The organism is Myxococcus sp. MISCRS1 (assembly GCF_026626605.1).
Taxonomy (GTDB): domain Bacteria; phylum Myxococcota; class Myxococcia; order Myxococcales; family Myxococcaceae; genus Myxococcus; species Myxococcus fulvus.
In genome coordinates this window covers 4,027,970-4,050,362 of record NZ_JAPNKB010000001.1, presented here as the reverse complement: position 1 = coordinate 4,050,362, position 22,393 = coordinate 4,027,970, and the positions used below count along the sequence as shown (strand labels likewise).

17 protein-coding genes and 1 riboswitch are annotated in these 22,393 nt (G+C 70.0%); of the genes, 10 read left to right on the top strand and 7 right to left on the bottom strand.

Annotation, left to right across the window (positions count from 1 at the left end):
- Positions 1–23: 23 nt before the first annotated feature.
- From OWM54_RS15660 to thrA, 6 genes are all read right to left on the bottom strand, one after another.
- A complete protein-coding gene (locus OWM54_RS15660; protein WP_267698013.1) occupies positions 24–707 on the bottom strand; it encodes a methionine ABC transporter permease in 684 nt (227 codons plus the stop codon).
- Positions 697–1,698 (bottom strand): methionine ABC transporter ATP-binding protein, encoded by a 1,002-nt coding sequence (locus OWM54_RS15655; protein WP_267698012.1) that lies wholly within the window; start codon positions 1,696–1,698, stop codon positions 697–699. Before OWM54_RS15655 ends, OWM54_RS15660 begins: the two co-directional genes overlap by 11 nt.
- The gene (cysK, locus tag OWM54_RS15650; RefSeq protein ID WP_267698011.1) at positions 1,695–2,663 is read right to left on the bottom strand and encodes a cysteine synthase A; all 969 of its coding nucleotides are present in this window, start codon (positions 2,661–2,663) and stop codon (positions 1,695–1,697) included. The genes OWM54_RS15655 and cysK overlap by 4 nt, the downstream gene beginning before the upstream one ends.
- Before the next feature lie 258 nt (positions 2,664–2,921).
- Entirely contained in the window at positions 2,922–4,079 is a 1,158-nt protein-coding gene (locus OWM54_RS15645) for a trans-sulfuration enzyme family protein (protein ID WP_267698010.1), read from the bottom strand.
- Complete coding sequence (locus tag OWM54_RS15640) at positions 3,991–5,118, bottom strand: trans-sulfuration enzyme family protein (protein ID WP_267698009.1); 1,128 nt, start codon at positions 5,116–5,118, stop codon at positions 3,991–3,993. The genes OWM54_RS15645 and OWM54_RS15640 overlap by 89 nt, the downstream gene beginning before the upstream one ends.
- 31 nt (positions 5,119–5,149) lie before the next feature.
- Complete coding sequence (gene thrA, locus OWM54_RS15635; protein WP_267698008.1) at positions 5,150–7,651, bottom strand: bifunctional aspartate kinase/homoserine dehydrogenase I; 2,502 nt, start codon at positions 7,649–7,651, stop codon at positions 5,150–5,152.
- Positions 7,652–7,958: 307 nt separating this feature from the next.
- Positions 7,959–8,079, bottom strand: a riboswitch (SAM-I-IV-variant riboswitch).
- Positions 8,080–8,288: 209 nt separating this feature from the next.
- Between thrA and OWM54_RS15630 the strand changes: the two genes are divergently transcribed.
- Positions 8,289–9,581, top strand: coding sequence for an AHH domain-containing protein (locus OWM54_RS15630; protein WP_267698007.1), 1,293 nt, complete (start codon positions 8,289–8,291; stop codon positions 9,579–9,581).
- A gap of 8 nt (positions 9,582–9,589) precedes the next feature.
- A complete protein-coding gene (locus OWM54_RS15625; RefSeq protein WP_267698006.1) occupies positions 9,590–10,177 on the top strand; it encodes an imm11 family protein in 588 nt (195 codons plus the stop codon).
- 49 nt (positions 10,178–10,226) lie between these two features.
- Here OWM54_RS15625 and OWM54_RS15620 read toward each other — a convergent pair whose 3' ends face one another.
- On the bottom strand, positions 10,227–11,033 hold the full coding sequence (locus OWM54_RS15620; RefSeq protein ID WP_267698005.1) for a hypothetical protein: 807 nt from the start codon (positions 11,031–11,033) through the stop codon (positions 10,227–10,229).
- A gap of 304 nt (positions 11,034–11,337) precedes the next feature.
- Here OWM54_RS15620 and OWM54_RS15615 point away from each other — a divergent pair, with 304 nt between their 5' ends.
- From OWM54_RS15615 to OWM54_RS15580, 8 genes are all read left to right on the top strand, one after another.
- Positions 11,338–12,582: a TolC family protein gene (locus OWM54_RS15615; protein ID WP_267698004.1), complete on the top strand. Its 1,245-nt coding sequence runs from the start codon at positions 11,338–11,340 to the stop codon at positions 12,580–12,582.
- Entirely contained in the window at positions 12,579–13,133 is a 555-nt protein-coding gene (locus OWM54_RS15610) for a hypothetical protein (RefSeq protein WP_267698003.1), read from the top strand. The genes OWM54_RS15615 and OWM54_RS15610 overlap by 4 nt, the downstream gene beginning before the upstream one ends.
- Positions 13,130–14,296 carry an efflux RND transporter periplasmic adaptor subunit gene (locus OWM54_RS15605; RefSeq protein WP_267698002.1) on the top strand — a complete coding sequence of 389 codons (1,167 nt, stop codon included), beginning with the start codon at positions 13,130–13,132 and terminating at the stop codon, positions 14,294–14,296. The genes OWM54_RS15610 and OWM54_RS15605 overlap by 4 nt, the downstream gene beginning before the upstream one ends.
- The gene (locus tag OWM54_RS15600; protein ID WP_267698001.1) at positions 14,296–17,469 is read left to right on the top strand and encodes an efflux RND transporter permease subunit; all 3,174 of its coding nucleotides are present in this window, start codon (positions 14,296–14,298) and stop codon (positions 17,467–17,469) included. Before OWM54_RS15605 ends, OWM54_RS15600 begins: the two co-directional genes overlap by 1 nt.
- 36 nt (positions 17,470–17,505) lie before the next feature.
- Positions 17,506–18,816 carry a cupredoxin domain-containing protein gene (locus OWM54_RS15595; RefSeq protein ID WP_267698000.1) on the top strand — a complete coding sequence of 437 codons (1,311 nt, stop codon included), beginning with the start codon at positions 17,506–17,508 and terminating at the stop codon, positions 18,814–18,816.
- Between the two features lie 23 nt (positions 18,817–18,839).
- A complete protein-coding gene (locus tag OWM54_RS15590) occupies positions 18,840–19,388 on the top strand; it encodes an RNA polymerase sigma factor (protein ID WP_420715379.1) in 549 nt (182 codons plus the stop codon).
- A 203-nt stretch (positions 19,389–19,591) separates the two neighbouring features.
- Positions 19,592–20,566, top strand: coding sequence for a GIY-YIG nuclease family protein (locus OWM54_RS15585; protein WP_267697998.1), 975 nt, complete (start codon positions 19,592–19,594; stop codon positions 20,564–20,566).
- A 378-nt stretch (positions 20,567–20,944) separates the two neighbouring features.
- Positions 20,945–22,381, top strand: coding sequence for a hypothetical protein (locus OWM54_RS15580; RefSeq protein WP_267697997.1), 1,437 nt, complete (start codon positions 20,945–20,947; stop codon positions 22,379–22,381).
- Positions 22,382–22,393 lie beyond the last annotated feature (12 nt).

Here is a 22,393-nt window from a genome sequence, read left to right as displayed (position 1 = left end):
AACAGCAGACCCGCGCGGAAATTTCACTCGTGTGCGCGGCTGGGACGCTGCGTGGTGTGGTCGAAGCGGGACGCCAGGCCGTCACCGAGCCACTGGACGAGCTGCACCAGCGCCAGCAACACGGCGAGGCAGCCCAACATGACGTCGGTGCGGAAGCGCATGTAGCCGTACTTCACCGCCAGGTCTCCCAGCCCACCTCCGCCCACGGCGCCCGCCATGGCGCTGTAGCCGAGCAGGCTGATAACCACGAGCGCGACGCCGCGCACGAGAGACGGCAGGGCCTCCGGCAACAGCACCCGGAAGATGACCCGCCGGTGCGTGGAGCCCATCGCGATGGCGGCCTCCACCAGCCCCCCGTCCACCTCGCGCAGCCCCTGCTCCACCACCCGACCCATGAACGGAATCGCCGCGACCACCAGCGGGACGATGGCCGCCGTGGTGCCGATGGTCGTCCCCACGAGCAACCGCGTCAGCGGGACGATGGCCACCATCAAGATGATGAACGGCACCGAGCGCCCCACGTTGACCAACGTGCCCAGCACGCGGTTCAGCGCCGGCCGTTCCCACAGTCCGCCCCGGTCCGTGAGCACCAACAGCACTCCCAGCGGCAGCCCCAGCACCACCACCAGCACGGTGGCCACCGATGTCATGTAGAGCGTCTCGAGGGTCGCCACCCACAGCGCCCGCGCCAGCTGCTCACCAGGCATGGGCCGCCTCCTCGGACGTCAGGCCCTGCTCACGCAGGAACGCCAGCGCCTGGCTCACCGCGTCCGGCGCGCCGGTGAGCTCGAACAACAGCCGGCCCACGCGCGCTTCACCCACGCGCTCCAGCGAGCCCTCCAACAGGTGCGCGTCCACGTCGAACCGCCGCGCCAGCGTGGACAGGATGGGCCGCGTCGAGTGCTCACCCGACAAGGACAGCGACACCCGCTGTCCCCCTCGCAGCACCGAGGCCTCGCCCGTGGCGAACGGCGGATAGCACAGCTCATGCAGATGCGTGCCCGGCCGCGACAGGAGCTCCACCACCTTGCCCTGCTCCACCAGCCGGCCCTGCTCCAGCACCGCCACCGAGTCGCAGATGGCCTTCACCACCTCCATCTGGTGCGTGATGAGCAGGATGGTGAGCCCCAGCTGGCGATTGAGGTCCTTCAGCAGCGACAGCACCGAGCGCGTCGTCTCCGGGTCCAGCGACGACGTCGCCTCGTCCGACAGCAGGATGCGCGGACGCGGCGCCAGCGCCCGCGCGATTCCCACCCGCTGCTTCTGTCCGCCCGACAGCCGCGAGGGATACACGTCCGCCTTGTCCGACAGCCCCACCAGCGAGAGCAGCTCCGCGACCCGCTCGCGAATCTGCTCGCGCGGCAGGCCCGCCACCTCCAGCGGGTAGGCGACGTTCTGCGCCACCGTCTGCGAGGAGAGCAGGTTGAAGTGCTGGAAGATCATCCCGATGCCCTGCCGCGCCTGGCGCAGCTCATCGGGACTCAACGACAGCATCTCCTTCCCGTTCACCCGCACGCGCCCCTGGGTGGGGCGCTCCAGCAGGTTGACGCAGCGGATGAGCGTGGACTTGCCGGCGCCGCTCTGCCCGAGCACGCCGAACACCTCGCCCGGGTCCACCCGCAGCGTCACGTCCTGGAGCGCAGACACCTCGCGCCCGCCCTGTCTGTAGACCTTGCTGATACCGCGCAACTCAATCATCCAGCGACTCCCTGCGGTGTCTTCGCCAGCTCCTCGGCGAAGGCCGCGAACAAGCTCCAGTAACGCTCCCCGGTATCCGGCAGCACCGTGAGCACCGTCTTGCCGGGCCCCAGACGCCGCGCCACCTGACGGGCCGCGTGCAGCGCCGCGCCACTGGAGATACCGACGAGCAGTCCCTCCTTGCGCGCCAGGTCCTTCGCGGCCACGTACGCATCCACGTCCGCCACGTCGATGACCTCGTCGTACACGGCGCGGTCCAGCACCTCCGGGACGAAGTTGGCGCCGATGCCCTGGATGCGGTGTGGCCCCGCCTTGCCCTCGGTGAGCAGCGGCGAGCGCAGCGGCTCCACCGCGATGACCTGGAGCCGCGGGTTGGCCTTCTTCAACACACCGCCCGCGCCGGTGATGGTGCCGCCCGTGCCGATGCCCGCCACGAAGGCGTCCAGCTTCGTCACGTCCAGATCGCCCAGGATTTCCTTCGCCGTGGTGCGGCGGTGGATCTCCGGGTTGGACGGGTTGCGGAACTGCTGCGGCATGAAGCCCTTGTCGCCCAACTGCTTGAGCAGCTCGTCGGCCGCCTCGACGGCGCCGTTCATGCCCTTGGCCGCGGGGGTGAGCACCAGCTCCGCGCCATACGCCTCCAGGATGCGCCGGCGCTCCACGCTCATGCTCTCCGGCATGGTGAGGATGATGCGGTAGCCCTTCACCGCGGCGACCATCGCGAGCGCCACGCCGGTGTTGCCGCTGGTGGGCTCGACAATCGTCATGCCCGGACGCAGCCGGCCGTGGTTCTCCGCGTCCTCGAGCATGGCCAGGCCGATGCGGTCCTTCACGCTGCCGCCCGGGTTGAAGAACTCGACCTTGGCCAGCAGCGTGGCCTCCTCCGGCGTGCCGATGCGCGACAGGCGGACGATGGGCGTGCGGCCGATGAGCTGCGTCACGTCGGGGTAGATGTTGTGGGGCATCCGGTCTCTCGGTGGGAAGGGCCGGGACCTCGATGCAGCGCCCCGGCGTGTGGGGAAAAAGAGAACGGCCCGTCTCCAGGTGCTGGGGACGGGCCGGACACGCCTGTGCGCGAAGGACGCTCAGTACGCTCGAACGGACGGACCCGTCGTGACGCGACAACACATGCCGCGACAACAGGTTCCGGACGTGGCGACGAAGACGAGCATCGAGCTCCAGACGTAATCAATCCGTCCCGCACTGTCAATCCGACCGCCTCCTCAAGCGGCCTCCCGGAAGGCTCGACCCAGCGCGTTCGCCAGGTCCGCCTGGAGGTCTTCCACGTCCTCCAGACCCACGGAGAAGCGGATGAGCGCGTCGGTGATTCCCCGACGCTCGCGCTCGGCGGCGGGCACGGAGGCATGCGAGTGCCTCGCCGGCACCGTGAGGATGCTCTCCACCGCGCCCAGAGACACGCCGAGCAGCGGCAGCTTGAGCGCCTCCACGAAGCTCGACGTCATCGCGTCGCTCGCCAGCCGGAACGACACCACCGCGCCGATGCCCGGGTAGTAGACCTTCTCGATTTCATGACGGCCGGCGAGCCAGCGAGCCAGCGCCGCGGCCGTCCGCACCTGTCGCTCCATGCGGACCTGGAGCGTCTTGATGCCGCGCTGGAGCAGGAAGCAGTCCTGGGGGCCGAGCACCGCGCCCACCGCGTTCTGGAGGAAGTAGACCTCCTTCGCCAGCTCCGGCGTGCGCACCGCCACCGTGCCCGCGATGACGTCGCTGTGCCCACCCAGGAACTTGGTGGCCGAGTGCACGACGATGTCCGCGCCCTCGGTGAGCGGCCGCGAGAGGTAGGGTGACAGGAACGTGTTGTCCACGATGAGCAGCGCGCCGTACGTGCGCGCGAGCGCGGACATGGCCTTGACGTCGGTGCGCCTGAGGAACGGGTTGCTCACCGTCTCCACCAGCAGGCCCTTCGTCTCGGGCCGGAACGCGGCGCGCACGGCCTCCGGGTCGCTCGTGTCCACGAACGTGGCCTTCAGCCCGAAGCGACTGAACACCCGGGTGAGCACCCGATAGGTGCCGCCGTAACAGTCATCGGTGACGACCAGGTGGTCGCCCGCGCTGAAGAGCATCAGCACGGTGGACAGCGCGGCCATGCCGGAGCCGAAGGCGAACGCCCCCGCGCCCTCGTCGAGCGTGGCGAGCACGCCCTCCAGCGCCTTGCGCGTCGGGTTGCCGGAGCGCGCGTAGTCGAACTCGCCGGGCGTCTCCAGGCCCGGCTGGTCGAACATGGACACCTGGTAGATGGGCACCGCCGCGGCGCCCGTCACCGGGTCCACTTCATGGCCGGTGTGCAGCAGGCGCGTGGCGAACGTCTTCGGAGCGGGAGTGCCCGTCGAGCGCCTGGGCCAGGTCGGAGATGATGTCATGGCAGTCCTCGATACCCACGGAGAGGCGAAGCAGTCGGTCAGTGATGCCAAGCTGTTCCCGGCGCGCGACGGGGATGTCCGCGTGGGTCTGCGTGGCGGGGAAGGTGATGAGCGTCTCGACGCCGCCGAGCGACTCGGCGAAGAGGCACAGGCGTACGCCGGCGAGCACCTGGGGAACGAGGGCCGCGTCCTTCACGCTGAAGGACAGCATGCCGCCCTGGCCCGCGTAGTGGACGCGCTCCACCTTGGGGTGGCCGGACAGGAACGCGGCCACCTCGCGCGCGTTGGACTGGTGGCGCTCCATGCGCAGCGCGAGTGTCTTGAGGCCGCGGATGACCAGGTACGAGTCCTGCGGCCCCAGGATGGCGCCGATGCCGTTCTGGAGGTACGCGAGCTTCTCGCCCAGCGCCGCGTCGCGGACGACGAGCGCTCCGGCCACGACGTCGTTGTGTCCCGCCAGGTACTTGGTGGCCGAGTGCACGACGAGGTCCGCGCCCAGCTCCAGCGGACGCTGGAGGTACGGGGTGAGGAAGGTGTTGTCGACGATGAGCAGCACGCCCGCCTCGCGCGTGAGCGCCACCAGCGCGGGCAGGTCCGCGGACTTCATCAGCGGGTTGGTGGGCGTCTCCACCACCACGGCCCGGGTGTTGGGGCGCAGCGCCGCGCGCACGGCCTCTGGCTTCGTCGTGTCCACGAAGGTGTGGGGCAGGTGGAGCAGCCGGTCCACGAGGCGGAACGTGCCGCCGTAGAGGTCCTCGGTGAGGACCACGTGGTCCTCGGGGCCGAAGAGGCTGAGCGCGGCGTGCAGCGCGGCCATGCCGGACGCGAAGGCGAGTCCTCGGGCGCCACCTTCGAGCTGCGCGAGCGCGTCCTCCAGCGCGGCGCGGGTGGGGTTCTTCGTGCGCGAGTAGTCGTAGCCGGTGGACTGGCCGAGCGCGGGGTGCTGGTAGGTGGCGGAGTGATAGACGGGGACGGCGATGGCGCCGGTGGCCGGGTCGCGGCGGGTGCCGGCGTGGACGAGGGCGGTGGCGAGCTTCATGGTCGTGATTCCTTTCGGAGCCGAGGGTGCTTCATCGACCGCGCAGCGTCTGGGAGACGCGGAGGATGTCGGCCAGGACCCCGGAGGCCGTCACGGCGCCCCCCGCGCCCGCGCCGCGCACGGTGAGCGGGAACTCGCTGTGCCGTGTGGTGGTGAAGGACACGAAGGACTCGGAGCCGCGCAGGTCCGCGGCGGGCTGTCCCGCCTCCACGGGCGCGAGCCCCACGCGGATGACGGGGGTGTCGGTGCCCAGCCGCGTCGGGTCGATGCGGGCCAGGTAGCGCAGCACGGTGCCGCCCTGGCGGGCGTGCTCCACCTTTCGGGTGTACTCGGCGTCGAGCGCGCGGAGGCTTCGCAGGTAGGACTCGGCGGTGTCGCCCGCGTCGGCGGGCTCGGGGACGAAGGGCTCCAGCGCGACGTCGGAGAGGGACAGGGGCAGGCCCAGCTCGCGGGCGAGGATGAGCGCCTTGCGCGCGACGTCGGCGCCGGAGAGGTCCTCGCGCGGGTCGGGCTCGGTGAAGCCGCGCTCCTTGGCCGTGCGCACGGCGGTGGACAGCGGCACGCCCGCCATCAGCTCGTTGCAGATGAAGCCCAGCGTGCCGGAGAGGGACGCGGTGATGAGGCGCACGGTGTCGCCGGTGCGCACCAGGTTGGCGAGCGTGTCGATGACGGGGAGGCTGGAGGCCACCGTCGTCTCATAGTGGTAGGCCACGTGGTGACGGCGGGCCTCGGCGAGCAGCGCCTCGCGCTCGTTCCACGGCAGGGCGAGCGGCTTCTTGTTCGCGGCGACCACGTGGATGCCCCGACGGAACGCCTCGGTGTAGAGCGAGGCGACGTCACCGTTGGCGGTGCAGTCGACGAGGATGGGCACGGGCAGCCGGCGCAGCTCGTCGAGCAGCGGCGGCAGGGCGCGCGTGCCGGACTCACCGCGGACGACGCGCGCGAGCTGCTCCTCGAGTCCCTCCAACGGCAGGCCGGCCGGGTTGAACAGGCTGCGCCGGCTGTCGGCGATGCCCACCACGCGCAGGGCGATTCCATGTCGCTCGCGCAGCAGCGCTTCCTGGCTGCGCAGCTGGGTGAGGAGCTGTCCACCCACGGTGCCCTTGCCGAGCAGGAAGAGGCTGACCTGCTGGTGGGCGAGGTTGAAGGCCGCGTGCGTGGTGCGCACGGCGATGGCGGTGTCCGCCGCGTCGACCACGCAGGAGATGGAGCGGGAGCTGGCGCCCTGGGCGCTGGCGCGCACGCCGACGCCCACCGCGCCCAGCGCGCTGAAGAAGCGGCCGGCCACGTTGACGCCGTGGCCCATCGCCTCGGCGACGAGCGTGACGAGCGTCACCGGCTGACGGAAGCCGAGCGGCTCGACCTCGCGGCGGGCGAGCTCCTGGGCCAGCTCCCTCTCCAGCGCGGTCCTGGCGCGCTCGGTGTCGGGGCGGGGGATGACCACGGCGATGGACTGGCCGTTGGCGGACTGGGCGGTCATCCACACGGTGACGCGGGCCGAGCGCAGTGCGGCGAGGACGCGCTCGCCCAGCTGGAACTGGTCGGAGAGCTTGCGCACCTCGATGCCGAGCAGGGCCAGGTCCTCGCGGGTGGCGATGCAGGTGGGGCGCTGGACGTCGCTCGAGCCGACGGCGTCGATGAGCGTGCCCGGGTGCTCCGGGTGCATGGTGTTGCGGATGCGCAGGGAGATGCCGGACTCGATGAGCGGAATCATCGTGCGCGGGTGCAGCATGCGCACGCCGACGGCGGCCAGCTCCAGGCCCTCGCCGTGGGAGAGGTGCGGGACGGGGTAGGCGTCGCTCACCAGGTCCGGGTCCGCGGTGTGCAGTCCGAGCACGTCGGTCCACACGGTGACCTCTGTGGCGCCCAGGCCCTGGGCGACGAGGGCGGCGGTGTAGTCGGAGCCGTTGCGGCCGAGCGTGGTGGTGCGGCCGTCGGGCGTCGACGCGATGAAGCCGGGGATGACGGGCACGGTGGTGCCCCACTCGGCGCTGCTCGACTGGAGCCGCTCGCGAGTGCGAGGCACGTCCACGCGCGCGGTGCCGAAGGCGTCGTCGGTGACGAGCAGGTGACGTGCGTCGCGGAAGCGGGCCTGGGTGCCGGAGGCCTCGAGCAGCTCGGCGAGGAGCGTGGCGGAGACCAGCTCACCGAAGGAGAGCACCTTGTCCTTGGACGCGAGGGAACACTCGCGGGTGAGCGAGAGTCCATGGAGGAGCCGTTGCAGGGGCGCGAGGAGTTGGTCGACGCGCGCGGCGAGGGTGGCGGACTGCGCGGGGTGGAGCGCGGCGGCGTTCGTCTTGGCGAGGTGGGCGATGCGGCCCACCACGGTGAGCGCGCCCTCCAGCTCGCCCCGGGTGGCGAGGTCCGCGGCCTCGAGCAGCCAGTCGGTGGTGTCGCCCATGGCGGACACGACGACGGCGAGCGGGCCCGTGCGAGCGTGTTGTCCAATCAACTCGATGACCTGACGCAGTCGGCGCGGGGAGCCCACGGAGGAGCCTCCGAACTTCATCACCCGATAGGAATTGCTGCTCATCTGCGAACCTCGAACGAGGGCCTGCGGCCCTGAAGACATGGAGGCGCACGTCCGCGACGCCGACGCACACGTCGAGCGAGCGCGGCGCTGGAGCGCCGACGGAAGAAATGAAAGGAAGGAGAGGTGGAAGCCCTAGCCGGCGTGCACCGGCCCGCGCATTCGCGCGAGCGTGCGTGGCAGGGCGTGGCGCATTCGGACGCTCTCGGGCGAGCGGAACGCGCGACGGACCTTCGCGGGGTACAGGGGGGCGATGCGAGCGGTGGGAACCACGAGGTCCTCTCTCACCGAAGCGGAGGGACTGCCTCGCCTCGGACACTTGGTTTGCCCGGGGAGCACCTGCTCTCCGGACCGCATCGTTTGGACACCTTGGAGGTCCGTCTCCAGGTTGTCGGGCCACCGCCGAAGCGGTACCGCTCTTGATGCTGCATGCGAGATAAACGGGATGCGGGGCCTTGTCAATCCCTCGCAAGCCCGCATGGTTGGTCGTGTGAGAGCCGGAAGCGACGCCGCTGGCTGTACTTGCGGGACTTCCTGGAAGGCGCCGCCGGGCATGGCCCTCATGACCCCGTGGGATTGTCAGCCCCTGGAGTCACGATGCCCTGCCTCCTTCCTCCGGGGAGGCCGCTTCGGAGGTTCCATGAGATTGATTGCGGTAGTATCCTTACTGCTTCTGTCGATGGGATGTACGAGCACTCGTATTGTCCATATCGACATCGGGAGTGGGCAGCGAATCGTCCACGAGTCGGTGGAGGTCGACCCGGTCGAGGTGAGTGACGACGAGTTCCGCTCCGCCCTCGCGCGCCTCATTCTGGACACGCGGATGGCCGTCGCGTTCCGAGAGTCTGAAGAGGTGGATGAGCGTGGATGGTCTCGGTCCAAATCGCTGCTGGCCTCTTCTCATGGGCTCGTCGATTCAGGCTCGGGCAGTTCGCTGGAGACGCTGTACTCGCGCATCTGTCCTGATGCGGACGATTGCTTGACCCTGGTGGGCGGAACGGGGCTGACGCTCTCCCGAAAGGATCGAACGCTGATGGCACTGTCCTTCGCGCTCGACACCGTCTGGGAGAGTGTCGAGTCCGAGGTCGGCAAGGTGCTGAATCCGGTCGTACTCAAGGCCATGGTGACGTCAGCGGCGTTGACGCTGCTTCTCACGGTGGCGCTTCCCGAACCTGTCACCAAGGTCATCGCGGTGGCATTGACGGCGGCGATGGTGGCCTACCTCGGGGTCGTACCGGTCTGGGAGATCGGGCGCGGATTCGTCCGCTTGTGGGATGATGCGGGCAAGGCGATGAGCGTCATCGAGCTACAGGACATCGGGCATCGGTTCGGGAACGTGCTGGGGGCGAACGGCACGCGCGTCCTGGTGCTCGTCGTCATGGCGGCGCTGGGTGGGAAGAGCGCGATGGCGGCTCAAGGGCCAAGGCTCCCGGGCTTCTCCCAGGCCGCGCTCAAGGCCCAGGCCGAGTCGGGATTCCAGCTCGGGTCCGCCATGCAGGGGGGCGTGACTTCCATTGCGATGCCCGCTGCTGGAGTGCTGAACGTCACGCTTGCACCTGGAGCAGCCGCTGCCCTGGTGATGTATGGAGAAGGGCGGTTCCCTGGAGACGAGACCGGGCCGGTTCACCACATCTGCACGAACAAGAACCCCAGCTCCAGTGCGGCGGGCGGCCCTTGGACGCCAGAGTGCGAGAGGATCTTCAAGAGAGCCGGGATGACGCTCGAGGATGCGGCGAACAAGGTCCGGCTCAACGGGCACGAAGGGCCTCACCCTGAGCTCTATCACAATCAAGTGCTGACCCGCCTCGAGCGCTCCGTCGCGCGGTGTAGAACGACGGAGAGCTGCAGGGCCAGTCTGCAGAAGGAACTCGCGAGGATTGCGGACGAGTTGCTGACTCCCGGCTCGGAGTTGCGCAGCTTCATCGTGAGATAGGAGGCCGGATGGAGCAGAACTTTTATTGGGTGGGGTTGGCGGACGTGCCTCGATGGCTCGTGGAGACGCCCACGCGGACATCCGGCGAGGCGTTCGAAGAGCCTTGGCTGTTCACGGATGGGCGTGTGCTTGAGGACCCTGGCTCCATCAGGTCCCAGGTGTCACACCCAGGGACGAAGCGCGCTTTCGTGTTTGGAGGAGTTGAGCGCACGCCGATCGTCAGTGAGGCGCTCGCGAACGTCTTCCGAAAGCTGGCTCCCGATGACGTCCAGCTGTTTCCGGTGACGGTGGAGGGGGCGCCGGAACGGTACTTCGTCGTCAATGCAACCAAGGTGGTTGATGCCATCGACGAGGCGCGATGCCGGGAGGTGCACCATGAGGACGGGGATGCACCTGCCCCTGGCTATGAAGGGGAGTACAGCTGGATCTACGGCCTGCGAATCGACCCCGCGAAGACCGAAGGCGCCCAGGTCTTCCGGCTGAAGCGGTTCAAGGTCGCGTTCGTTGTTTCGGAGGACATCAAGACTGCGCTCGAAGGAGTGGGGAACCTTGGAGTGTCGTTCGAGCGTGTGACCGGGCCGCACGCGCCTCGATGATGACAGTGGTCGCGCCCCGCCTCGAGTGGCCGATGCAGGGCGCGGAGGTTCACGGCAGGCACTGCCCCGGGTTGCTGAGGTCGGGGATGCAGGTCTCCGTGAACAAGCGCAGATCGTGGAAGATGAGCTCCGAAATCGAGTTGTACGAGTTGACGACGTAGAGCTCGAAGACGACCTGCATCCCGGGCTCCACGAGCGTCTCCACCTCGAACGCACCGACGGGCGCATGCTGCACGATGGGCAGGTCGCGCGAGGCGACCTGGGTCCAGTCCGGGAACGCTCCACCCCGCTGCTTGATGACGAGCCTCAAGGTGGTGGCGGTGCTGCATCCGCCCGCGGCGGCGCAGTAGTACTCGTCGAGCGACACGAACGCCGTGCCACGCACCACGGCGGGACGGATGTGGTCGACATAGGAAGTCAGCTTCGCCTGGAGGACAGGCGAGCCCGTGTAGCGGGACCAACTCGCCGCCTCGTACGTGGAGTTCGCCAGGTCGCACTTCACCTTCTCCACGCGGTGCAGGGCGTTGTCGAAGGTCCCCCAATACAGCGACGCCGCCTTGACCTCGCGTGCTCCGCGCAGCGGGTCCGCACGGACGTACGTCGCGGCACTGTAGGGATGCAGCCAGTGGCTCCACGGCGTCTGTCCCGAGGAACACGCCGTCTGCTTGTCCCCGTCGAGCCAGCAGAGCCAGTTGGACGGGCGCTGAGCGGCGTCGCAGACGGGGAGCGTCACCTCCGTGCCGGTGAGCTCCGCCTCGCTCGTGCCCAGCACGTCCGCAGTGCCCGCGGCTCCACCGAGGCTCTCACCGCTGGAGCCGCCACACGCCGTGGCGCCCATCAGGGACAGAAGGGTCATGGTGCGAATGATTGGCGTCACATTGTTTCCTTGGAGGGATGAGGGCGTCGGCCGGATGCGGCCATCGTTCCCTTGAATGCAGTACGGGCCGTGGCGCGCGGGCTGGCTGCTCACCCGGCGATTTCCGGCGCGGCCCCTGGGCCCGACAGGCGGTGATGTGCGCCCGGGGGCCACAAGGCCGTGCTCCGCTCGGGCCCATCACAGTGTGATGGTTTCGGTCACACCTGTGGCCTTGGTGCTGGCTCGCAACCTGTTGGAATCGCTGTGGGTCGGCGTGGGTACGGGGCTTGCGATGGAGCGGAGCATGTCGCTCGTGTCCGTCGCCTTGTCGCTCGTGCTGGCCGCCTCGCCCTCGGAGGCGTGGTCGCTGGAGCGCGTGGTGTCGGAGGCGCTGGCGCGCAGTCCGGAGGTCGCGGCCGCGCAAGCCGAGGAGCAGGGCGCCGAGGGCGTGCGCGCGACGGATGGACGCTGGCCCCGCGCGAACCCCTCCATCGAGCTGGCCCTGGTCACGGATGCGCTCACGGGGAACTCGGGTGAGCAGCGCACGGAGTTGGTGTTGAGCCAGTCCCTGGAGGTCGCAGGGCAGTCGGGGCTGCGCGTGGAGCGCGCGAGCGCGGCCCTGGCCGCTGCCCGTGCACGGCGTCACGCGGTGATGCTGAGTGCCTCGGCGGGCGCCGTGGAGTCGGCCGTGGAGCTGGAGCGTCGTGAGGCGCGCGCGACGCTGGCGCGTGAGTCGCTCGAGCTGACGCGTCAGATGGAGGCGGCCACGGTGCGTCGCTTCGCCGCGGGCGATGTGTCGGAGCTGGACCGCAACGCCGCTGCCTTGGAGCGCGCGCGTGCGGAGGCCCGCGCGGCGCAGGCGGTGGCGGAGGTGGTGGCGGCTCGGGCCGAGCTGAATCGTCGCCTGGGTCGCTCGATGGACGCGGCCTTGCGTGTCTCGCTCGTGGACACCGCGACCCAGCCGCTGCCCTCGTCGCTGGAGGGTGAGCCCCCGAGCCTGGTCGCGGCGCGCGCCGAGGTGGCCGCGGCGGGCTCGGAGGTGGACCTGCTGCGCCGGGAGCGCATCCCCAGTCCGACGGTGTCCCTCGGCTACGAGCGTGAGCGACGGCCGGAGTCCCACGGCGCCTTCTCGGATGTGCACACCGAGCACCTGCTCATCGCGCGGCTCTCGGTGCCGCTGCCGCTGTGGGACCGGAACCAGCCCGAGCTCGCGCAGGCGCGGGCCCGACGCAAGGTGCGTGAATCGGAGCAGGTGGCGAGTGAGCGAGATGTGTCCGCGGAACAAGCCGTGGCGCGAGCGACGTTCGATGCGGCGCGCTCGGCGCATGAGTCACTGATGTCGGTGCGCCCCTCGGTGGACCGCAACCTGGAGCTGGTGCGTCGCGCGTACGAGGCCGGAGAGCTGGGGCTCGATGCCTTGTTCCTCGCGCGAGACAGGGCGTTCGCGGCGGCGGCGGAAGGTGTGGACGCGGCGGCCGCGCTCGTCCGGGCCCGTGTGGCCCTGCTGCGCTCGGTGGGGCGGCTCCCGACGGGACAGGTGCCGGAATGAGCACGTCGTCGAAGCATGCGGTGTGGATGTGCGCGCTCCTGGCGCTCCCCGCCCTGGCGCACGAGGGCGAGTCGCATGGTGGACCGGCCGTGTCCTCCGGGGTCCGTGATGCGCAGCACGTGCTCGCGGCGACGGGGGACGTGTTCGAGGTCGTGCTCAAGCACCCCGAGCACTCCGAGACGCCGAAGACCCAGGTCCGCATCTGGGTCGCCGAGACGGAGACGAACGCCCCGGTGAGCGGCGCGCAGGTGGAGCTCACGCTCACGGGCAGCACCGTGCAGAAGCTGCCCGCGCGAATGCTGTCGGCGGGCGCCTACGAGACAGAGGCCCTGCTCGAACCCGAGACGGAGTGGGCCGCCGTGGTCACGGTGACGCGCGGCAACGACGTCGACGTGCTGGCGCTCGGCACGGTGCATCTCGAGGACGACCACGACACGTCGGGCGCCACCGGAGCCATGGAAGGCTGGCGTTGGGGCGCGGTGGGCGGCGCATCGCTGCTGGCGGTCGTCGGGGCGTGGTGGACGTCCCGCCGCAAGAAGGTGCGGACATGAGGTCGGTGATGCGGTCCACGTTCTCGCTGTTCCTCTGTCTCTCCCTGAGCGGCTCCGTCGCCCTGGCGCACACGGGCGAGTCCCACGCCGCCGCCCAGCCCGTCGTCACCGGCCCGTCCTTCTCCGTCCCGAAGGAGACGCAGTTCCTCCTGGAGGTCCGCACGCGACGCGCGGCGGTGCGCTCGGTGGAGTCCCGACTGGTGACGCCCGGGAAGGTGGTGCCTCGCACCGACCGCATCGCCCAGGTGTCCGCGCCCGTCGCGGGACGGGTGCTCGCGGCGAATGGCGCCGTGCCGCTCGTCGGCCAGCGCGTGAAGCGCGGCGAGGTGCTGGCGCTGGTGCAGCAGAGCCTCTCCACCTCCGAGTCCACCGGCCTGTCGACGAGCCACTTCCAGGCGGAGGCCGAGGTCTCCCGAGCCCAGGCCGCGCTGGAGCAGGCCCGACGGGACCTCACGCGCCTCGAGTCCCTCCAGGGTGTGGTGGCGGAGAAGGAGGTCCAACAGGCACGGCTCGCGGTGAGCACCGCCGAGCAGGAGTGGAGCCGGGCGAAGTCCGCGCGCGAGGTCCTCGCGGGCGCGCGCCAGGGACATGGCACCGCGCGAGTCTCCCTGGTCGCGCCCATCGACGGCGTGCTCGTGGAGGCCCGAGCTTCCGTGGGTGAGCAGGTGGACCCCTCGCGTCCGCTCTTCACCGTCCTGGACGCCTCCATCCTCTGGGTGGAGGCGCACGTCTACGAGGTCGAGGTCGCGCGAGCCGAGGGCACCACGGGCGCGCTCATCTCGACCGCGGCCTATCCCGGCCAGCACTTCCCCGCGAAGCCCTATCACGTGGGCCAGATGGTGGACGAGGCAACGCGCAGCGTGCGCGTGCTCTTCGAGGTCGACAATCGCGAGGGCCGACTGCGCCCCGGCATGTTCGTGGACGTGGCGCTCGGAGAAGGTGGACGCAAGGACGAGCTCGCCGTGCCGACGGATGCAGTCGTGGAGGACGAGGGCCGCGCCTTCGTCTTCATCCACACCGGGCCGGAGACCTTCGAGCTGCGCCCCGTGGTGCTCGGCGGCGCGGATGGCGCGTGGAGGGCGGTGCGCCAGGGCTTGAAGACAGGAGAGCGGGTGGTGGTCTCCGGCGTGGCGGCGCTGCGGCTGGCGCGAGGGGGACGGTAGTGCTGGACCACGTCATCCTCTTCTCGCTGCGCCATCGCCTGTTCGTCGTGCTCGCGGCGGTGGCGGTGCTGCTCTATGGCGGCTGGGTCGTCACGCGGCTCCCCGTGGACGTGTTCCCCGACCTCAACCGTCCCACCGTCACGGTGATGACCGAGGCGGGCGGCCTGTCCCCCGAGGAGGTGGAGACGCTCGTCACCACGCCCATCGAGACGTCGATGAACGGCGCGCCCGGCGTGCAGCGGGTGCGCTCGTCCTCGGGCGTGGGCCTGTCCATCGTCCACGTGGAGTTCGACTGGGGCACGGACATCTACCTGGACCGGCAGCTCGTCTCCGAGCGGCTCCAGGTGGCGCGTGAGCGCCTGCCGCGCGACGTGGCGCCCCATCTGACGCCCGTGTCCTCCATCATGGGCGAAATCCTCCTGCTCGGCGTGCAGAGCGAGGAGGGGCGCACGTCGCCGCTGGAGCTGCGCTCGCTGGCGGACTGGGTGCTGCGCCAGCGCCTGCTCACGATTCCCGGCATCGCCCAGGTGACGGTGCTCGGCGGCGGCGTGAAGCAGTTCCAGGTCCGCGTGGCGCCCGAGAAGCTCCTGGCCTTCGGGCTCACCTTCGAGGACGTGGAGCGCGCGGCGGGGCTGTCCCAGGGCAACACCACGGGCGGCTTCGTGGACAAGGGCGGGCGCGAGTACCTGGTCCGCAACCTCGCGCGCAGCGCCTCCGTGGAGGACCTTCGCGCCACGGTGGTCGCGATGCGGGACGGTGTCCCGGTGCGCCTCTCCCAGGTCGCCGAGGTGGACGTGGGCCCGGCGGTGAAGCGCGGTGATGGCGGCATGAATGGTCGCCCCGCGGTCATCCTCGCGGTGCAGAAGCAGCCCGGCGCGAGCACCCTCGCGCTGACGGAGCAGGTGGACGTCGCGGTCAAGGAGCTGCGCTCCACGCTGCCCGGGGACGTGCGCGTGGAGACGCTCTTCCGTCAGGCGGACTTCATCCAGGCCGCCATCGGCAACGTGGTGGAGGCGCTGCGGGACGGCGCGCTGCTCGTCGTGGTGGTGTTGTTCCTCTTCCTCGTCAACCTGCGCACCACCGCCATCACCCTCACCGCGATTCCGCTCTCCTTCGTCATCACCGCGCTGGTGATGAAGGCGTTCGGCCTGTCCATCAACACCCTTACGCTCGGGGGCCTCGCGGTGGCCGTGGGCGAGCTGGTGGACGACGCCATCGTCGACGTGGAGAACGTCTACCGGCGCCTGAGGGAGAATCGGGCGAAGGAGCAGCCGGAGCCCGTGCTCCGCGTCATCTACCTCGCCTCCTCGGAGGTGCGTGGGTCCATCGTCTTCGCCACGCTCATCGTGGTGCTGGTGTTCCTGCCCCTGTTCGCGCTCGGTGGAATCGAGGGCCGCCTGTTCGCGCCGCTCGGCGTGGCCTACGTGGTGTCCATCCTCGCCTCCCTGCTCGTGTCCCTCACCGTGACGCCCGCGCTGTGCGCGTTCCTGCTCCCCAAGGGGCGCTTGCTGGAGCACGGCGATGGCGCCGTGGTGCGGTGGTTGAAGGCGCGGGCGCGCCATGTGCTCGACTTCTCGCTGGCCCATTCGAGCGCGGTGATGGTGGGGGCGACGGTGCTGGTGCTCGGCGCGGTGGCGGTGGTGCCGTTCCTCGGGCGCTCCTTCCTGCCGCCGTTCAACGAGGGCACCGCCACCGTCAACGTGCTGGCACCTCCGGGCACGTCGCTGGAGGAGTCCAATCGCTTCGGGCTGCTGGCCGAGCGGCTCATCGCCTCCGTCCCCGAGGTGAAGACCGTGGGGCGCCGCACCGGCCGCGCCGAGCAGGACGAGCACGCGGAGGGCGTGCACTACTCGGAGCTGGACGTGGACTTCAAGGAGGGCGGGCGTCCTCGGGACGTGGTGCTCGCGGACCTGCGCGAGCGGCTGTCCGTGCTGCCCGGCCTGTCCGTGTCCGTGGGACAGCCCATCTCGCACCGACTGGACCACCTGCTGTCCGGCATCCGCGCGCAGGTGGCGGTGAAGCTCTTCGGGCAGGACCTGGAGGCGCTGCGCGGCAAGGCGGAGGAGGTGCGCTCCGTCATGGCGCAGGTGCCCGGCGTGGTGGACCTCCAGGTGGAGCAGCAGACGCTGATTCCCCAGCTCCAGGTGCGCCTGAAGCGCGAGGAGGCGGCGCGGCTGGGCGTCCAGCCGGGCGCCATGGCGGAGCAGCTCGAGAAGGCCTTCAACGGCGTGGTGGTGGGGCAGGTGCTGGAGGGCCAGCGGACCTTCGACGTGCTGGTGCGCTACGAGGAGCGCGCGCGGGTGGACGCGGAGGCCTTCCGTCGGGCGCTGGTGGACACGCCGTCGGGCGCGCGGGTGCCCGTGGCCGCGGTGGCCGAGGTGGTGGAGTCGCGCGGCCCCAACGTCATCCACCACGACCACCTCCAGCGGCGCGTGGTGGTGATGGCCAACGTGGCGGGCAGGGATTTGGGCAGCGCGGTGGAGGAGGTCCGCGAGCGCGTGGCCGCGAGCGTGGTGCTGCCGACGGGGACGTTCCTCTCGTACGAGGGGCAGTTCGAGAGCCAAGAGGCCGCGACGCGGCTCATCGCGCTGCTGTCGCTGGTGTCGCTCGTGGGCATGTTCCTGGTGCTGTACGCGCACTTCCGCTCGGCGCGCCTCGTGGCGCAGGTGATGCTCAACATCCCGCTCGCGCTGGTGGGCAGCGTGACGGCGGTGGTGCTCACCGGGCAGCCGTTGTCGGTGGCGACGCTCGTGGGCTTCGTCACGCTGTGCGGCATCGCCAGCCGGAACACCATCATGCTCATCTCGCACTACCTCCACCTGGTGGAGCACGAGGGCGCGGTGTTCGGCCAGGAGATGGTGGTGCGCGGCTCGCTGGAGCGACTGGTGCCCGTGCTGATGACGGCGCTCACGGCGGGGCTGGCGCTGGTGCCGCTGGCGCTCGCCTCGGGTGCTCCCGGCAAGGAGATCCTGCACCCGGTGGCCACCGTGATTCTGGGCGGGCTCATCAGCTCCACGCTGCTGGACCTGCTCGTCACGCCGGCCGTGTTCCACCGCTTCGGGCGTCCCGCGCTGGAGAGCTACCTGGCGCGCAAGGCGGCGGCGCGGACCGAGGATGACCTGACGCTCCCGGGGCCCCGGCCCGAGGGAGAGCGACTCGCGGGCTCGTATTGAGGCCCTCGCGGGCCCGCATTGGGATTGAGGAGAGAGATGAGACACGGATTCATCGCGGTGGTGGTGGTGGCGGGGATGGTGGCCGCATGCAGCAAGAAGGAGTCACCGGCGCCCGCGCCCGTCGCCGCTGCCGCGCGCTCGCACGTCGAGGAAGCGCCGCATGCGCACGCCGCGCCCCACGGTGGGCTGGTGGAGTCGACGCCTCGGGGGCATCTGGAGTTGGTGACGACGCGGGCCGGCGGTTATCGCGTGTACCTGCTCGATGCGTCGCTCGCGCCGCGTCCGGTGGACGGGGCCACGGGCTCGGTGAAGGTGGCCAAGGGCGGCTATCCGGACGTCACGCTGACACCCGCGGGAGACCACCTGGCGGGACAGGGGCCCGAGCACGGCGATGACCACCTGGCCATGGTGGTGACGGTGGTGAAGGACGGGAAGCCGGAGGTCGCTCGCTTCGCCGCGCACCTGGAGGCGAACGGACACGGCAACGGGCTCGTGGGGACGCTGCGCGTGGCGCCCTGTCCCGCGACGCCTCCCGAGGGCCTGAGCGCCGCGGACTGCGCGAAGCAGGGCGGCGTGTACTCGCTGGTCCGGGACGGTGGCGCAACCGCGCTGGTGCTCGCGGCGCCAGGACAGGACGCGAAGGGCCTGCTGAGCACCCGCGTGGGGCAGCGCGTGCACGTGAAGGGCACGGAGGCCGAGGGGCGCGTGGTGGCCGAGGCGGTGGCGCTGGAGCACGACCACACGCCCTTCCACGGCGGCGTCGTGGCGATGAGCGGCGACACGCATCTGGAGGTGCTGTCCCTACGCTCCGGCGAGGTGCGGGTCTGGGTGACGGATGCCTTCCGGCAGCCGCTGCCGCTCGCGGGACGCAAGGGCGTGGTGGAGGTGACGGGCGCCTCCGCGCCGCTGGTGCCCGAGGCGGGCGGCGCGTACCTGAGCGGCACGTTGCCTGCCTCGGACGTGGAGCGGGAGGTGACGGTGCGCCTGCCGATGCCCGAGGACGCGGAGTACTTCATCGGCTTCCTGCTGACGCCCACGGACGCGCCGAAGTCCGCCGCGAAGCCCGAGGCGACGGGCGGCGACGCGGTGCAGGAGGTGACGATTACAGTGCAGGGCGGCTATCAGCCGAGCGAGGTGACGCTGAAGCAGGGCGTGCCCGCGCGGCTGCGCTTCGTGCGCAAGGACTCGGGGGGCTGCGGCGACGAGCTGCTCATCCCCGACTTCGGCATCCAGCGCCCGCTGCCCGGCCTGACGGAGACCGTGGTGTCCTTCGTGCCGGACAAGGTCGGCACGTTCGAGTTCACCTGCGGCATGCAGATGATGAAGGGCCTGTTGGTGGTGAAGTGAGCGCGTCCGAGAACACCGAGGCGATGCGCGAGGAGGGCGACGCGGTGACGCGGGCGCTGGTGGAGAACCATCGCCAGTTCCTCGCCTTCGTGGAGCGGCGCGTGGGCAACCGCGCGACGGCGGAGGAGATCCTCCAGTCCGCCTTCGTGAAGTCGCTGGAGAGCCAGCGTGTCCTCGACGACGAGGAGGGCGCGGTGACGTGGTTCTACCGGTTGCTGCGCAACGCGCTGGTGGACCACTACCGCCATCAGCAGGTGGAGGGGCGTGCGCTGGCGCGCGAGGCGCTCGGAGCCGAGGAGCCCTCCGAGGACCCCGAGCTCAGGCAGGCCGTCTGCGCGTGCGTGGGCGAGCTGCTGCCCACCCTCAAGCCCGAGTACGCCCAGATGGTCCGCGAGGTGGACCTGGAGGAGCGCTCCGTGCTGGACGTGGCGTGGGAGGCGGGAATCACCCCCAACAACGCGGGCGTGCGCCTGCACCGCGCGCGGCAGGCCCTCAAGAAGCAGCTGGAGCGCAGCTGCGGCACCTGTGCGTCCCACGGCTGCCTGGACTGTTCGTGCAAGGCGCGCTCCTGAGCAGGCGGCGGGCAGGGCGCTCGGGTCCGGCGAGAAAGCGCTTGCCGAAGTCCCGGGCGCGCCGTTAACTCTTTCGCGGGTGCCGAGGGGCGCCTGCCCGAAAAGACGACGTCACCCTCGCTTCATCCGGCAGGTCCGACAGTTTCCGATGAGTTCCTTCCACGGCCCATGACACGGGTGGGGCCGCCGTTCAGGGACTTCTCATGGGAACCGTTGCAGACACCTCCGAGCCCCTCTCCCTCCAAGAGTGCAAGGTCCGCGCGTCGCTCCTGCTCAAGGCGCTCGCCGCGGACGACTCCGCGAAGGCCTCGCGCGCGGCGGAGCGGCTGCGCGTGCTGCCCGGCTTCGCCAGCCTCTCGCTGGGCGAGGTGCTCGCGCGCCGTGACTCCATCCAGCGCAAGCACGCGCTCGCCGTCATCGCGAGGGAGCAGGGCCACGCCACCTGGAGCGACTTGAAGCAGGCGCTGGAGGCGCGCGATGCGCCCCGGGTCGACTTCGAGCGGCTGCTCTCCCGCACCGGCGGCACGTACCTCAACCGCTGGTTCACCTCCTACGAGGAGGCCGCCGCGTCGCTGCGCGAGTTCGGGGGCTACCTCTTCCCCTTCCGCGAGCAGTTCTTCATCTGCGAGCCCGGGCTCTTGGGCCTGCTCGGGCTGGACCCGGCGGACCCGGACTGGGCGAAGGCCGGTCCGGATTGGCTCGCGCCTCGCGATGCCCAGGCCCACGCGCGGCTCGAACAACGCCTGCTCCAGCGCTGCCGCGAAATCCCCACCCACCCCACGAGGAAGTCGCCCATGTCGTCCCCTGATGCCAACGCAAGCCGGGCCCGCCGCTCGGACCTCAAGCGCGAGTACAAGGAGAACCCTCCCGAGATGGGCGTGTTCGCCGTGCGCAACCACGCCAACGGCAAGGTGCTGGTGGGCTCGGCGCTCAACGTCCCGGGCATGCTCAACCGCATCCGCTTCGAGCTGACCATGAACATGCCGCGCATCCCCGCGCTGCTCGAGGACTGGAAGCGCTACGGCGCGGAGCAGTTCACCTTCGAGGTGCTCGACGTGCTCGAGCCGCCCAAGGAGCCCGGCGTGGACCTCAATGAGGAACTCCGCGTGCTGGAGAACCTGTGGCTGGACCGCCTCAAACCCTATGGCGATGCGGGCTACAACGCGCCGCCCAAGTAGGCACGGGAGTGCGGGCGCGGCGCGTGCCTGCGGGGTGGATGAGTACCGTCCAAGTGGATGAAGAGGCTGTCAGTGAATGCGATTGGGTCAGGCTGCTCATCGCGTTGTCGTGGCCCGTGAAAGGAATGGGTGAGGCGGGCGACCCCTCCCTGGCGTCGGATGGAGTGCGCGCGGATGGACAATCACACTCCGTGATTCCCCCCTCACTCCAAACCAGCGTTCCCAGCTCTCCCAAGGAGGGAGTCCATGGTCACACTCGCATTGCTGACAGCATTGACTGCCACGGCGTTACCCCCGGGTTTCGTCACGAATCCACGGTCGGGTGAGACGCGTGGCGGCAGCACCACGGTGGGCGTCCAGATTCTCGTCGGGATGATCATGAGCGCCCCCAACGCCAAGGTGGAGATCCAGGTCCTCAGGAAGCCCGACCTCGACCCATCGCTCGACTCGAACTGGGACCTCCTGGAGACCGCGTACTCGAGCACGATTCCCGGCACCTGGAACGCGGCCTCGCCCGACCCGGTCTACCTGCTCTCCCGGAACGTCACGCCCGTCCCCACGGCCGCCGAGGTCCAGCGCTGGCCGCTGGGCAAGATGGTGAAGCTCCGCGTCGTCCAGAAGTTCCAGGCCGACGCGGCGCCCCGGTTGGTCCACTTCGAGGATGCCAACTACCTGTCTTGCTATTACCAGCACGCCCACAAGTCCTGGCAGACCTATATGGCGGAGTGTGGGTCGCCCTTCCCGACCATCTCGGTCCTCTCCACCGCGCTCAACCCAGCCGATGCCTCCACCGGCGTCAACGTCTACAACTACCTGGGGAAGAAGGGCGACGCGACCGAGACCGCGACCGCCCTCTACTACGCCACCGCGGGGCTCCCGACCACGCTGGCCAACTTCAAGCAGACGTATGGGTTCCCGACCAACGAGGTGACGGCCGTCTACTACAACTCGGCCGACCTCGGCTTCGGGCGTGAGATGCACTGCAAGTCCTTCGACGTGCTCCTGGGCACGGGGCTCCTGGACAAGGGCGTGGCGTGCTACGTCAACAACTACGGCAACTCCGTGGGACAGGCGGCTTTCCCGGCGGTGCCTTCGAGCGCCCTCTCGCTGGCCCATGGCGGAGTCGGTCAGTTCGCCACGGTGGCGATGGTGTACACGCCGCCGAACCTCCTGCCGAATGCCATCAAGTTCGTCGTGTACGGCCCGGACGGGACACGCTCCAACATCGCGCCGCTCGACTCCACGGGGGCGCACAAGTCGGTGCCCCACAACTGCCTGGCCTGTCACGGCCTCAACTCCTCCGCCGGGCTGGGGGGAACCTCGGTCATCGCCGTCAGCACGGCCGCCCGGTTCCTGCCCTTCGACCCGTACTCCTTCACCTACCGGAGCCAGAATGACTTCGACCTCCAGCGGGAGAACTTCCGCAAGCTGAACGCGCTCGTCGCGCTCACGCCGCTGTCGCCGGAGACCAGCAGGTACATCAAGGGCCTCTATGGCGGGAAGGACCCGTCGGACCCCACGGCCGTCTCCGTGAGCGACTTCGTCCCTCCCGCGTGGAACACGAGCAAGGAGGACCGCATCGTCTACGAGGGCGTCATCCGACCGCACTGCCGGGGGTGCCACATGACGGCCACGTCGACCTCCTACGACTTCGACAGCCCCGCCGACCTGGCGCCGAACTACATCCACACCGTGCCCTGCTCGGCGGACCACCGGATGCCACACGCGGAGCAGACGCTCCGCAACTTCTGGAACAGCAGCGCGCGCTCCGTCCTGGCCCAGCGCTACAGCCTCTCGAACCACTGCTCTCCGTGAACCCGCGCCTCG

Bases quoted from the DNA above. Each gene is read 5' to 3' on its own strand.
- cysK (WP_267698011.1), bottom strand. From the start codon at position 2,663: ATGCCCCACAACATCTACCCCGACGTGACGCAGCTCATCGGCCGCACG.
- OWM54_RS15625 (WP_267698006.1), top strand. From the start codon at position 9,590: ATGGAGCAGAACTTTTATTGGGTGGGGTTGGCGGACGTGCCTCGATGG.
- OWM54_RS15580 (WP_267697997.1), top strand. From the start codon at position 20,945: ATGAGCGCCCCCAACGCCAAGGTGGAGATCCAGGTCCTCAGGAAGCCC.
- OWM54_RS15585 (WP_267697998.1), top strand. From the start codon at position 19,592: ATGGGAACCGTTGCAGACACCTCCGAGCCCCTCTCCCTCCAAGAGTGC.
- OWM54_RS15630 (WP_267698007.1), top strand. From the start codon at position 8,289: ATGAGATTGATTGCGGTAGTATCCTTACTGCTTCTGTCGATGGGATGT.
- OWM54_RS15660 (WP_267698013.1), bottom strand. From the start codon at position 707: ATGCCTGGTGAGCAGCTGGCGCGGGCGCTGTGGGTGGCGACCCTCGAG.
- OWM54_RS15645 (WP_267698010.1), bottom strand. From the start codon at position 4,079: ATGACATCATCTCCGACCTGGCCCAGGCGCTCGACGGGCACTCCCGCT.
- OWM54_RS15615 (WP_267698004.1), top strand. From the start codon at position 11,338: ATGTCGCTCGTGTCCGTCGCCTTGTCGCTCGTGCTGGCCGCCTCGCCC.
- OWM54_RS15605 (WP_267698002.1), top strand. From the start codon at position 13,130: ATGAGGTCGGTGATGCGGTCCACGTTCTCGCTGTTCCTCTGTCTCTCC.
- OWM54_RS15590 (WP_420715379.1), top strand. From the start codon at position 18,840: ATGCGCGAGGAGGGCGACGCGGTGACGCGGGCGCTGGTGGAGAACCAT.
- OWM54_RS15595 (WP_267698000.1), top strand. From the start codon at position 17,506: ATGAGACACGGATTCATCGCGGTGGTGGTGGTGGCGGGGATGGTGGCC.
- OWM54_RS15610 (WP_267698003.1), top strand. From the start codon at position 12,579: ATGAGCACGTCGTCGAAGCATGCGGTGTGGATGTGCGCGCTCCTGGCG.
- OWM54_RS15620 (WP_267698005.1), bottom strand. From the start codon at position 11,033: ATGACCCTTCTGTCCCTGATGGGCGCCACGGCGTGTGGCGGCTCCAGC.
- OWM54_RS15640 (WP_267698009.1), bottom strand. From the start codon at position 5,118: ATGAAGCTCGCCACCGCCCTCGTCCACGCCGGCACCCGCCGCGACCCG.
- thrA (WP_267698008.1), bottom strand. From the start codon at position 7,651: ATGAGCAGCAATTCCTATCGGGTGATGAAGTTCGGAGGCTCCTCCGTG.
- OWM54_RS15655 (WP_267698012.1), bottom strand. From the start codon at position 1,698: ATGATTGAGTTGCGCGGTATCAGCAAGGTCTACAGACAGGGCGGGCGC.